This window comes from Limnoraphis robusta CS-951 (genome assembly GCF_000972705.2).
In genome coordinates, this window is record NZ_LATL02000189.1 from 1 (window position 1) to 12,970 (window position 12,970).

11 protein-coding genes and 1 tRNA gene are annotated in these 12,970 nt (G+C 42.5%); 3 read left to right on the forward strand and 9 right to left on the reverse strand.

Annotated elements, in window-relative coordinates:
• Positions 1–628: 628 nt before the first annotated feature.
• The 4 genes from WN50_RS16325 to WN50_RS16340 all read right to left on the reverse strand — a co-directional run bounded on the left by WN50_RS16325 (position 629) and on the right by WN50_RS16340 (position 3,772).
• Entirely contained in the window at positions 629–988 is a 360-nt protein-coding gene (locus WN50_RS16325; RefSeq protein WP_046282052.1) for a KGK domain-containing protein, read from the reverse strand.
• Positions 989–1,072: 84 nt separating this feature from the next.
• Positions 1,073–2,113, reverse strand: a complete 1,041-nt coding sequence (ccsB, locus tag WN50_RS16330) for a c-type cytochrome biogenesis protein CcsB (protein WP_046282053.1) — start codon at positions 2,111–2,113, stop codon at positions 1,073–1,075.
• A 178-nt stretch (positions 2,114–2,291) separates the two neighbouring features.
• Positions 2,292–3,512, reverse strand: coding sequence for an RNA-guided endonuclease InsQ/TnpB family protein (locus WN50_RS16335; protein ID WP_049559833.1), 1,221 nt, complete (start codon positions 3,510–3,512; stop codon positions 2,292–2,294).
• Between the two features lie 68 nt (positions 3,513–3,580).
• A complete protein-coding gene (locus WN50_RS16340; protein ID WP_046278998.1) occupies positions 3,581–3,772 on the reverse strand; it encodes a hypothetical protein in 192 nt (63 codons plus the stop codon).
• A gap of 98 nt (positions 3,773–3,870) precedes the next feature.
• Here WN50_RS16340 and WN50_RS16345 point away from each other — a divergent pair, with 98 nt between their 5' ends.
• Together WN50_RS16345 and WN50_RS16350 are read left to right on the forward strand one after the other, a co-directional pair.
• Positions 3,871–4,116, forward strand: a complete 246-nt coding sequence (locus tag WN50_RS16345) for a ChaB family protein (RefSeq protein WP_046278997.1) — start codon at positions 3,871–3,873, stop codon at positions 4,114–4,116.
• Between the two features lie 408 nt (positions 4,117–4,524).
• Complete coding sequence (locus WN50_RS16350; RefSeq protein ID WP_425354815.1) at positions 4,525–6,918, forward strand: GH116 family glycosyl hydrolase; 2,394 nt, start codon at positions 4,525–4,527, stop codon at positions 6,916–6,918.
• 161 nt (positions 6,919–7,079) lie between these two features.
• Here the strand turns inward: WN50_RS16350 and WN50_RS16355 are convergent, their stop codons facing one another.
• Together WN50_RS16355 and WN50_RS16365 are read right to left on the reverse strand one after the other, a co-directional pair.
• Entirely contained in the window at positions 7,080–7,865 is a 786-nt protein-coding gene (locus WN50_RS16355; RefSeq protein WP_046281381.1) for a hypothetical protein, read from the reverse strand.
• Positions 7,866–8,250: 385 nt separating this feature from the next.
• A complete protein-coding gene (locus WN50_RS16365) occupies positions 8,251–9,492 on the reverse strand; it encodes a methionine gamma-lyase family protein (RefSeq protein ID WP_046281382.1) in 1,242 nt (413 codons plus the stop codon).
• A 79-nt stretch (positions 9,493–9,571) separates the two neighbouring features.
• Between WN50_RS16365 and WN50_RS16370 the strand changes: the two genes are divergently transcribed.
• Positions 9,572–10,390, forward strand: a complete 819-nt coding sequence (locus tag WN50_RS16370; protein ID WP_046281383.1) for an acyl-CoA desaturase — start codon at positions 9,572–9,574, stop codon at positions 10,388–10,390.
• Positions 10,391–10,493: 103 nt separating this feature from the next.
• On the opposite strand, the gene WN50_RS16375 is transcribed toward WN50_RS16370, so the two are convergent.
• From WN50_RS16375 to WN50_RS16385, 3 genes are all read right to left on the reverse strand, one after another.
• On the reverse strand, positions 10,494–11,759 hold the full coding sequence (locus tag WN50_RS16375; protein WP_046281384.1) for a glutamate-5-semialdehyde dehydrogenase: 1,266 nt from the start codon (positions 11,757–11,759) through the stop codon (positions 10,494–10,496).
• A 6-nt stretch (positions 11,760–11,765) separates the two neighbouring features.
• Positions 11,766–12,170 carry a hypothetical protein gene (locus WN50_RS16380; RefSeq protein ID WP_046281385.1) on the reverse strand — a complete coding sequence of 135 codons (405 nt, stop codon included), beginning with the start codon at positions 12,168–12,170 and terminating at the stop codon, positions 11,766–11,768.
• A gap of 292 nt (positions 12,171–12,462) precedes the next feature.
• Positions 12,463–12,534, reverse strand: a tRNA-Gly gene (locus tag WN50_RS16385).
• Between the last annotated feature and the right edge of the window lie 436 nt (positions 12,535–12,970).

Genomic DNA, 12,970 nt, shown 5'->3' on the forward strand with positions numbered 1-12,970 from the left:
TTCTAATGCTAGAATAACTCTACTGGCAGGGTATTCAACCAGTTGAAAAACCCAGCATCTAATCGATGCAATGAACCTTGAAAACTTAAGGTACGGGGTTCTTGCTCTGAATGCTTTGGCCATATAAAACCTTAAAGCACCAAGTACAGAGAATCAAGCATTTTTTCTCAAGTACGGTAGGGCATACCGAAACTATCTCTGAAATGGGATGAACGACTGGGGAGACTCACCCCTCTGGAGTAGGTCAGGAAACTAGCTTGCTGTAAGGGTTGTCAATGAATCAGTAATCCAAAGCCGTGAGGCTTGGAGAATCCCCTTTCTTTAGAAATGGGGAGTATGTCAATTTCCATCTCCCTCGCTTTGAGGGTTGACAAGGGAGGACGGCTTCTGATATAGTATGAATAGTATTTTTAATAATCGAGTATTGAAAGAAATATTTTTTTCGTGAATATCCCATTATAAAATAATCATACCCCTAGCCGCCCCAAAAGTCAAGAGGGTCTGCCGAAAAAAAAATCGCGAAATTTCCAGGAAAAACGAGTTTGAAGGCAGCAATCAATCAGGGGAATGGGGGTTGTGAGTAAAGAGGCGTTCCCCCGTTCCTCAAGGCCCCTAATTGTAAACTGTTTTAACTCCACATCCCCACTGGATGAATTTGTCGTCTCAAGGGTGGCGGGAGTTCTTCGGGGTTCGCAGTTTGGATCGGAGTCGGTATACTCGGAAATTGGGGGACAGAAATCGGGACTTCAGGGGTTTCACTCTCTAGGGAGGTAAACTCCAGACGCACCTTAATTTTTCCTTTTCTCCAGGTTTGTCCCGGACTCAATAGGTCACATTCAAGGCCATCACCGAAGATATATTCTTCTTCTAATTTGGCTTGCATCATTGCCAGAAATTCACTAACTTTGAACGTGCATTGAAACATTAATGCACTCGCCCCGGTGTGCAGAACATCATCATTATCTATAATATGAATTGGGTGATTCATTACTGTTTCCTGTAATCGTTTATTGAAAAGGAAAACGGAATTAGCGTTTGAATGAATGCCGTTTTCCGGTGTAAAAATTTGAACCTAAAAGAACCAACCGTAGGAATGTAAACCCTTACCTAAAAGATTAACACCTAAATAGCAAATCCAAACGACAAAAAATCCGGTTGCAGCTAAAATAGCGGGTTTGCGTCCTTGCCATCCTTTGGTAATTCGAGCGTGTAAATAAGCGGCAAAAACCAACCAAGTAATTAACGCCCAGGTTTCTTTCGGGTCCCAACTCCAATAAGATCCCCAAGCTTCATTTGCCCAAACCGCCCCAGCGATAATCCCAATGGTGAGTAATGGAAATCCCAGTCCAATAATTCGATAACTAATATTATCAATCGTTTCCGCTAAACTCAAGCGTTGGGGTGATAATAAAGCAGCCGATTTGCTATTAGTAGAACTGACTAACTCTAACAGGGCTGTTGTTCCTTTGCCGTTGGTATTGGCTGAGAGTTCAGATCCAGCATTAACAACCGTTTCAGAAGCAGTGGCGGTTAACTCGGTGGAATGATTGAGTTTATAGTGGTGGTTTCGGGAAATACGAGTTCCTAAGGAACTTCCACTCAGTTCAATCTCTTGTCCCCGTGTAATCACCAAAAAGGCGATCGCGAGTAATGAACCTACCATTAAAGTGGCATAACTGAGCATCATCACGCTAACGTGCATCATCAGCCAGTTAGACTTAAGGGCGGGAACCAAAGGTTCAGACAGTTGCATTTGAGACGGTAGCGTTAAAGCCGCAAAAGCACTAATTCCCATCGCCACAGGTGCTGTTACCACACCGACAAGCCGAGATCGGCTCATATTTTCAGCTACCAAGTGTATGGTTGTAATACCCCAAGTGAGGAAAAATAGCGACTCGTAGAGGTTACTGATGGGGAAATAACCTGCTTCTATCCATCTAGCGGCGAGTAACGCAGCGATACACAGGTTAGCGATCGTCATCGCAGCAGTTCCCAAAGTTTGCAGGTAGGGAATCCCAGGAAACGCAGCACCACTCCAGTAAACTAGCATACTGGCGAACAAGATTGCAAACGAAAGGTTATCTAACCCATTTTGCAGGGCGACTAAATCCATTAAGTGTTCTCCTGTCGAATGAACGGATCAAACCATACTCTTTTTTATCCTAGCGACTCTTGTTAACCCTGCGTCAACTAAAATTTTTCAGGACGACCCACTGACCAAAAATCTCTGGGTAGACGATGTGAACGTAGTTTGACATCCTCTCCGTCGTAAACAACGGAGATTCCAAACATCACTGTTTGGGTTTCCTCTTTCGTTGAGTTGACTTACTCGGTTGGGTTTCCCCACTCAAGCAGAGATCAGTCTCTCGGGAGGCGTTGATTTCCGTCTGCCCGACGGTATTTGATAGCTGTTTAAGTGCAGATTTTAAAATGTTTTTGGCGGCATTTTCATCTCGGTCACTCGTGTATCCGCAATGAGGGCATTTATGAGTTCTCGTACTGAGAGTTTTGACAACCTTTTCACCGCAATTTGAGCAGTTTTGAGAAGTATATGCGGGTTCAACAGCAATCACCGGAACCCCATAAATTCTCCCAAAATACTCCAGCCATTCTCTAAATCTGTACCAAGCAGCATCATTAATTGATTTGGCTAGATGATGATTTTTAACTAAATTGCGTATCCGTAGGTTTTCAATCGCTACCAAGTCGTTAGACTGTATGACGTGTTGGGCCTGTTTACAAACCCAATCATTACGTCTGCGTGAAACCTTGAGATGCGCCCTACCTAACCGATTCCTGGCTTTTTTACGGTTTTGACTTCCCTTTTTTTTTCGAGATAATCGACGTTGTAGCTTTTTAATTCGTCGCTCATCTTTTCTTAGAAAACGGGGATTCTCTACCTGTATCCCGGTGGAATCAGTGTAGAAATAGTTAAGACCTACATCAAGCCCTGTTTGTTTGTTACTGAGTTCTTTGTTTTCCTCCCTTTCATGGTCTATCAAAAATTGAGCATAATACCCATCGTGTCTTCTAATCACCCTAACTCGTTTAATTTGTTGGAGTTGATAGAAGTGCAAGTCTCGACTACCCCAAAGCTTAAATGTACCTGCTTGAAACTTATCGGAAAAGGTTAAATAGCGTCTATCTTCTGAAAGTTTCCATCCCGATGTTTTGTATTCAACAGATGCTCGGACTTGAGATTTTTTAAACTTTGGAAATCCTTTTTTCCCCGGTATTTTTTGCCGACATTTTTGATAAAATCGTTCAATGGATGCCCATGCTCTTTCTGCGTGGGCTTGTCGAGCCATAGAATTGAGTTTGTTTACCCAGGGAAAATCTGGATTGTCTGACAGCAGTTTGCAGTAGGCATAAGCATCGTTGCGACTTTGAACTTGACCATTTATCCATGCTTTGATGATGCTGTTGCGAACAAACCTACCAGTACGGATAGCTTCGTCTAACTTTCTGTACTGGTATTGGGTTCCTTGCAGCTTCATTTCATACACAAGCATAGATTATCGGCATCGAGCCACGATAAACTATTGTAGCACAAAAATAATCCGTCGTAAACGACCTTGCTCTAAACCTGCTTCTCTTGGTAACGCACCCTAGCAATCATTTTCAATTTTTCGTCACCCCTGTCTGCCTGTGCGTTTGTTTTTAAATTTTGCTGTTGTAGATGAGATTTTCTCGATGGATCAACTCTCAATTCATCAACATAACTTGACTGAAGTTTTACCACAAGGAAGAGTTCTGTTGGTAATTTTAGCATTCATTTCTAATCTCTGTCTGAGGTCAGATGTTTTTTGGTGAATTCAACGGTTCAATCAATAATAAGATTACAAAATATATTTTTGAGGAAACAGTAAGATGGCTTACGAAACTCTTGAACAGTTACCTGAAACTGTTAAATCTAAACTGCCTCGCGGCGCACAACAGATTTTTTTAGCCGCTTTTAATAGTGCCACTGCTGATGGCTTGAGTAAAGATGGTGCTGAAAAAATCGCTTGGAACTCTGTCAAAAATCAATATCAACAAAGTTCAAATGGTGAGTGGGAAACTATTCCTGAAGGAGGGCCAGGTCGAACATCCACAGGTACTATGCCTCACTCTTAAGTCAGATTGAAAATCAATAGATTAGTGAATGGAGTTGAGTGAATTTTACTTAACTCCATTTTATTGTTCTTAGAGTCATTTTATTTTTGATCAAGAGTTGAATCACAAGAACTCGTATTTATACGAATATCAACTGTAACTTGAAATCTTAAAATCGTTTCCAAGTTCAGCAATTGTAGGATGGTTTACAGAGAACCTCAAACCAGGAAATCTTCGTGTCTTCCTGTCTTTGTGGTTCTTCTTTCATTTTTTTAAAGAACTAACAAATTGCGGTTTAAATCTCATTTTGACCTCCTCCAGAAATCAGTGAGACAAAAGTTGCACTAACCTTTTCTATCTACAACCATATATGTCTGGAACAGTCAAGCCTATGCACTTGAGAAGCCATTTTGCGATAAAATCGACTTTATGATGAATCAACCGACGAGCCACGACATACCGCCCCATACCTGGAATCGTCCCATCGGTCTAGGTTGGGAGAAACCCTATACTGTCCGCTACAGCAGTAACCTCGATGATGGCCCCTGGCATGGGATGCCGTTAGGAGGGTTCGGGGCGGGTTGTATTGGTCGTTCATCGCGAGGAGATTTTAACCTCTGGCATCTCGATGGCGGTGAACATATTTTCCGCAGTTTACCCGCTTGTCAGTTTAGTGTATTTGAGGAAACCAACGGCAAAACTCAAGCCTATGCCCTTTGTACCGAACCGCCAGAAGATGGGAATTTGTCGGCTTGGAATTGGTACCCGGCGTCTTCTAATTCGCAGAAAACGGGAACCTATCACGCCCTTTATCCTCGCAGTTGGTTTGTCTATGAAAATGTCTTTAAAGCCCAGTTAAGTTGTGAACAATTTTCGCCAATTTGGGCAGGAAATTATCAAGAAAGTAGTTATCCGATTGCTGTTTTTGAATGGATTGCCCATAATCCTACAGATGAACCGATTACCCTCAGTATTCTCCTGACTTGGCAAAATACAATCGGTTGGTTTACCAATGCGTTAGATAAACCTCAAGTTCAAGTCCGAGATGATGGCAGTCCGGTTTATGAATATCAATCCCGTTGGGGAAATAGTGTCGGGAATTTTAATCATTTAGTAGAAGATTTTCATCGGGTTGGTTGTCTCATGTCTCGCCTGAGTGTCAGTGAAGAAGTCCGAGAAGGCGAAGGACAAATGGCAATTGCAACCATTACAAATCCGGCGGTAGAAGTCTATTATCAAACGGCTTGGAATACGGCGGGAACGGGCGAGGAAATTTGGCATTATTTTGCCCAAGATGGTACTTTATTAGATCAAGAAAGTGAACGTCCTGCCGCAACAGGTGAACAAATTGGCGTGGCTTTGGCGGTTAAGTTTACGATACGACCTGGAAAAACCCGCAAAATTCCTTTTTTCTTGGCTTGGGATTTACCTGTAACTGAGTTTGAATCTGGGGTTTGTTATTATCGCCGCTACACTGATTTTTTTGGTCGCAATGGCAGAAATGCTTGGTCGATGATTCGCACGGCGATGAAGCATTCTGATGTCTGGTTGGATAATATTAAAGACTGGCAAAATCCAATCTTAAACCGTCAAGAGTTGCCTTCGTGGTTTAAGATGGCGTTGTTTAATGAACTGTATTTATTAACCGATGGCGGGACGCTTTGGAGTGCAGCCGATGAAAATAATCCTAAAGGTCAATTTGCGGTTTTAGAATGTTTGGATTATCGTTGGTATGAAAGTTTGGATGTGCGCTTATATGGGTCGTTTGCGCTGCTTTTATTATGGCCGGATTTGGAAAAATCTGTGTTATTAGCCTTTGCACGTTCGATTTCTAAAGGTGATAAAACTCCGCGAATTATCGGTTATAATCAAGCTGAGGCGATTCGTAAAGCAACAGGCGCAACTCCCCACGATTTAGGCGCACCGAACGAACATCCTTGGGAAAAAACGAATTATACTAGCTATCAAGATTGTAATCTCTGGAAAGATTTACCTTGTGATTTTGTGTTGCAAGTTTATCGAGATTTTGTGTTAACGGGAAGTGAGGATGATGAATTTTTAAAAGACTGTTGGTTAGCTATCGTTGAAACCTTAGATTATCTCAAAACCTTTGATAAAGATGGAGATGGAATTCCTGAAAATAGCGGTGCCCCTGACCAAACCTTTGATGATTGGAAATTGCAGGGGGTGAGTGCTTATTGTGGCGGGTTGTGGTTAGCGGCGTTAGAAGCAGCAATAGAAATCGGAAACTGTTTAGAAAAGACTGAATTTTCTACATTGTTTCCCTCACTTTCAGAAACCATTTCAACTTATAAAACATGGTTAAAACAAGCAAAACCGATCTATCAAAAGCTTTGGAATGGTCAATATTATCAGCTTGATAGTGAGAGTGGTTCCGATGTTGTGATGGCCGATCAACTCTGTGGTCAATTTTATGTTAAACTGTTAGGATTAGAAGATATTGTTGCCCCAGAACGAACCATTTCAGCCTTACAAACGATTTATCAATCTTGTTTTCAAAATTTCCATCACGGTCAATTAGGGGCTGCTAATGGCGTTAGACTAAATGGCGAACCTGTTAACCCTAATGATACTCATCCGTTAGAAGTTTGGACGGGGATTAATTTTGGGTTAGCGGCGTTTTTAATTCAAATGGGAATGAAAGAGGAAGGGTTTAATTTAGCCGAAGTAGTGGTGAAACAAATTTATGAAAATGGCTTACAATTTCGCACTCCTGAAGCTATTACCGCAGCCGGAACCTTTCGGGCGAGTCATTATCTCAGGGCGATGGCAATTTGGGCGATTTATGTTGTTTGTGGGTAAAGGATCACAAAATTCTTGGAATTAGCGATCGCAATCATTATTACTTTAGCACGATAGAGACAGGATTTCAACCCCCACACTCGCAATTCTTGTCATTTTTGCGATCGCTTTATTTTTTCCCAATCAGACAATTGAAATGTGAGCATTTAGCTGATGGGGTGCTAGATAGACCTTACAGGACGAACCTCTACTTCAACGTGATGGGGTTCTATTCTGTATGCCTTCAGAATTTTTTTGACTAACTTTAGTACATCCTTCGCGGATAGATTTAATTCTACATAAAGATTGGTATTGATTTTACCAGCGCACGTCAAATCTGACTGTTTTTTGGAAAAATAATTTCTTGTGCGACCAATAAACTCTTTTCGATTTGGAAAGCTTAATATAATCTCTTTATCTAGTTTGTACAATATAAAGCATAAATCTCGTAAAAAATATCTCCAACTGTTAACCTCATATTCATTCTGCTTGAACCTAAATAATGTAGGTTTAAAGTAAGTAACGTCAACGGACTGATCTAAGGTAAATACCTTAGATATTTCTAGGGGGTTGTTGAGTTGACTGGGTTCAAGGAATTGATCATCATTTTCCCAATCAAATTCCGAATCATTATTATTCTCATCATCCCAATCATCCTCGTTTTCAAGTTGGGTAATATATTCTCGAATATGGTTTCTAATTATATCCAAAGCTTGGGTGTTCTCAGAGAGTATAGTGCTTTTTTCAAAACACCTCTGTTTGAGTAGAGTCGCAGCTTCATCTAGAATACAAGACTGTAGGCTTTCAATAGCATCATCTAGGATTGATAAAGCATCTTTTATTTCATCAAGATGTGTTTCGTATTTATCATCCTTCAAGGTTTCTATAAATTCATCGCTGATAATTTTTTTATCCACCAGGTCTCCTGCGCCAACCCGTCTCTCGTTAACCAACATTAATTCTAGCATAAAACGTTATAGATGACGCTCCTATCAATCAACATTTGTTGTAACAAAATTGATAAGAATATAGTTTGCAGGCATACTGTACAGCGCAGTTCAGGTTAAATTTGAGATTTCAGGTAGTTAATCAAAGATGTACATGAAAGCAATAAAAACTTTGCATTGTGAGTTGAATGAAGTACAGTACAGACTAAAAAACCCGGTTTCTTCTACCGTGCGCGGAAAATTGGCGATGTGTATTGTTCAAGAAACCGGGTTTTTGGCGTGGTACCTCCAGACTAAAAAACCCGGTTTCTTCTACCGTGCGCGGAAAATTGGCGATGTGTATTGTTCAAGAAACCGGGTTTTTGGCGTGCTATATATAATTTATAATTTATAATTCATAATTCTGTTAAGAATCATTGGCAAACCCAACGGCTTCTATGGCGGCTTCTAAGGCAATTTCAAGATGAGTCCAATGGGTACCCCCTTGACAAAACACAATATAAGGTTCTCTTAACGGCCCATCAGCCGATAATTCTGAAGTGCTACCATCAATAAACGTACCACCAGCCATAACTAATTGGCTCTCATACCCCGGCATTTCCGCAGGAACGGGGTCGAGGTAGGAACCGACCGGAGAATACTTCTGTAAAGCCCGACAGAAGGCGATTAATTTTTGGGGTGAACCCAACTCAATCGCTTGAATAACATCCCGACGGGGTTCTAAAGGTAAAGGGTTAACCCGATAACCTAACTTGTCAAAAACATAGGCGAGTAAATGGTTTCCTTTCATCGCTTCTCCCACCATTTGCGGGGCCAAAAATAGGCCTTGAAATAACAAGCGATTTTGATCAAACGTTGCACCGCCATGACTGCCAATTCCGGGAGCTGTTAACCGACAAGCCGCCGCTTCCACTAACTCAGCCCGTCCCGCAATATATCCCCCCGCAGGCGCGATAGTCCCACCTGGATTTTTAATTAACGAACCCGCAATTAAATCAGCGCCCACCGCAGTGGGTTCTTGGGTTTCAATAAATTCCCCATAACAGTTATCGACAAAACAAACCGTGTCGGGATTTTGCTGTTTGACGATCTGGACAATTTTCTCAATTTCAGCAATAGATAAGCTGGAACGCCAGGAATAGCCGCAAGAGCGCTGAATTAGGACTAAGCGTGTTTTAGAGGTAATACCAACTTTTAAACTTTCCCAATCTATTTTTCTATCTAATTGCAGATCTATTTGACGGTAAGAAATGCCATACTCAAGAAGTGAACCTTGACTTTTGCCTCGTAAACCAATGACTTCTTCTAGAGTGTCATAGGGAGCGCCAGCAACAGCTAGCATTTCGTCCCCTGGACGCAAAACACCGAACAAAGCACAGGCGATCGCATGAGTCCCAGAGACAAACTGGACTCGGACAGCAGCAGCTTCGGCTCCCATGATTTCCGCAAACACTCGATCAAGCGTTTGACGGCCCAAGTCATCATGGCCATAGCCTGTAACTCCTGCAAAATGGTGGGTTCCGACCCGATGTTGTCGAAAAGCATCTAAAACTCGTTTTAGATTTTGCTTGACCTGACCATCGATTCCGGAAAAGATCGTAAATAGTGCCTGCTTTGCTTCATCTAGTTGTAAAATGCTACTGCTCATCACCGAACTCGCCTAACCGCGTGAGTGGTGCTTATTATGACGCAAATAGGACAGACTCGTAAAGAAAGCTCAGATTTTCATGACGATTGCAACTTCAAAAAAACTTAATCCCGAATGGAAAGTTATCATCTTTATGGTAATTCTCCACGTCGGCGCACTTTTTGCATTACTTCCGAGTAATTTTAGTTGGGCTGCGGTTGGAATTGCAGTCTTTTTACACTGGGTAACAGGGGGCTTGGGAATTACTCTAGGTTTTCATCGCCTTGTGACTCATCGCAGTTTTGAAACGCCGAAGTGGCTTGAATATTTTCTCGTGTTCTGTGGCACTTTAGCCTGTGAGGGTGGAGTGATTGATTGGGTGGGTTCACACCGGATGCATCACCTTTACTCTGACCATGAGTTAGATCCCCATGACTCTAACAAGGGTTTTTGGTGGAGTCACATGGGTTGGATGCTGTACGCTCGTCCGCCAAAAGCTGACATTGATCGCTTAACTCAGGATATCGGCAAAGATCCGGTTTATCAATTTTGTCAAGACTATTTCATTCTCGTTCAGTTTGCTTTAGGGGGTCTGCTTTTCCTCTTGGGCGGCTGGCCTTTTGTGGTTTGGGGAGTGTTTGTGCGGATTGTCGCCGTGTTCCACTGCACTTGGTTTGTTAACAGTGCAACCCACAAGTTTGGATACCGCACGTTTGATTGTGATGATGCTTCTACCAACTGTTGGTGGGTGGCTGTCCTGACTTATGGTGAAGGTTGGCACAATAACCATCACGCTTACCAGTATTCTGCTCGTCATGGTTTGCAATGGTGGGAAATTGATCAGACCTGGATGACGATTCAACTTTTACAAGCGTTGGGTTTAGCCAAAAAAGTTAAATTAGTCCCAACGACGAAGTAAGGCTGAGTACACTATTCGCTAAGACTGGGAGCTGGGGACAGTTGAATCTTGAATGAACAACATGAATCGTTATTTTTTCCCCTCTCCCTTGGGGTTTTTTTAGCTAAAAGTTGGGATTTCCCTGGACGATATATTTGACGGTTGTTAGGCTTTCTAAGCCAATTAATCCGCGCCGATATCCCACCTGATTGGACATTCCTAAAAAGATCGCATCCCCTCGATTGTGATGGCGTGAGAATCGCGGAGAAGCATTGATAAAGGTTAAGGCACTGTTGACATCTAAGGCAAATTGACGGCTCTCGCTATAGGATTCGGTTGCCAAGCAGTTGCTATGACCACTACTATATTCGTTCATCCAGGCGATCGCTTCTTCTAGACTGTCTACTCCTTTAAAAGCGATGGTTTTATTGAGGTAGGGTTGTGACCATTCTGAGGGTTCAGCCAGGGTTAGCTCGGGAAATTGTTGGACGAGGAGTTCGTCTCCTTTGAGTTCAAATCCTTCTTCACGCAGATTGTTCCAAAGTCTGACTAAGGATGAACCCTTCTGGTTGGGATCGATTAATACTTTCTCGATCGCATTAACGGGGTCAGGTTTGCTTTGATGGCTATCCAAGATCATCCATCGCGCCATTTCCACGTTGGCCGTTGCTGACCAATACAGATAGCAGTTCCCCATCGCCGAACGCAAAACAGGAACAGTCGATTGATTGACCACTTGCTGCACCAAATGGGGCCGACCATAGGGAATGATCAGATTAATATATTGGTCTTGAGTCACTAAGTCTTGAATGCTGGCTTCCTGTTCGGCGGGAAAGGCTTCTAAACAGCCTATAGGCATACCTTCTTCTTCGATCGCCGACTGTAAAGCTTGAGTGATCACTTGGTTGGAATAGTTCGCTTCACTGCCACCGAGTAAAATTAAACTATTAGCCGTTTTCATGCACAGTCCTGCCGCGATTGCACCCAATTCGGGAAAGGCTTCATACACTAACCCCACCACCCCAATCGGAATCAGTTGATAGTAGGTCTGACCCTGTTCGAGTTGATAGGAAACTCCGATGACTCGTCCGATGGGATCAGGAAGTTCTCCCAACCGTTTCAAGATTTGTACCGTTGTTTCTAGCCTTTCAGGAGTCAGCTTTAACCACTCACTCACACATTCTGAAATACCCAGTTCTCGACTGGCTTCTAAGTCTAGGGTGTTTGCTTCTAAAATATCGTTTTGCCTTTTTCTAATGGCTTCAGCCATAGCCCGTAAGGTACGGCTACGATGTTCTCCTTTCGTCTTTGCTAGTTGTATACTCGCTGTATAGGCACGACGAATAGGGTTCGTCGGCGGGGGTGAAGCACTAAAATCATCAATTATCATCTTCGCTCACCGTCTGTAAGCAAGCCAGACCATCAATGCTGGCAACATTGCCAACATTACCGCAACCATTGCCCAAAGTATAATATTGGGTCCCGGTGAATACAATGCCAAAGGTAGCCAAATTACCAATGGCACTAAGAGCATTCCTAAAGCTAGGGGTAAGTAATGAGTCCGAAAACCCGGACTGGCTCGATGCCACTGATGACCTGTCCAATGCCATGCTTGTTTATAAGGATAGTGGGTTGAGAGTTGTTCTAGAGAGTAACCGCTCTCATCTACAACAAAAATTTGCTGACAGCGATCGCAGCCAAAGGCTTCTGTCAGCGTGATCGGAACTAAGTGACCCTTCCGCCGACAGGGGCAAGGGTAATCACCGTTTAACTCGATTTTCTGGGCTTTCTGAGATGGCACAAGCAGTTATCAGATAAAGCGTTTAAGAATTACGGATTTTAAATACAGACTTAATGAATCATACTGACCAACTCAGTCTTGTCAATTTCGTAAGTTTTTAGATTTTCATGGATTTTTCCCTAGAGTTGAAACGCTAGACTGTCTCCCTGACATCAGTATTGACTCGACAGAAGTTGAGAGTTGATTAAATATCATACAAGAGAATTTTATTCCCTTGCACTCCTTATTTCCGATGATAACAGCAATCCTATAGCCTATTTGCTGCTTTTTTAAGCTTTATATTCTTTTAGTAAGCGGGTGATGGGATTCGAACCCACGACATCAACCTTGGCAAGGTTGCGCTCTACCACTGAGCTACACCCGCAATATTGCTTGACTCTTTCTAGGATTCCACAAAAAACTCAGTTTGTCAAGCAACTTTTCAAATTTTTTCCTGAACCGGGTTGATTTAGTAGGAGGGTTCCTTTGACTACTCCCCCGAATTAATTCGGGGGAATCCCCGTAGGGTATTTCTGAACTTCTGACGCCGAAAATTGTCAGACTCATAGGCCAAGTCAAATCGCCTCTAACACACCAAACAAGTTGGATAGTTTACTTTTTTAGCTTGAAGACTTTCTTAACTTCCAACACAGAGCCAATTCGGTACGCTCAGTTTCCTGCCGTTGCTGTATCTCGGAGCCATAATGCAATATTACGCTTTCGGATTGCCGGGGTTTCTCCGTACTAGGAAAACTTCAACACGCAGTTGGTACAGTTTTACTTGTCATTTCTTTACTATCTTACAGCAACTAAAGTGGCTC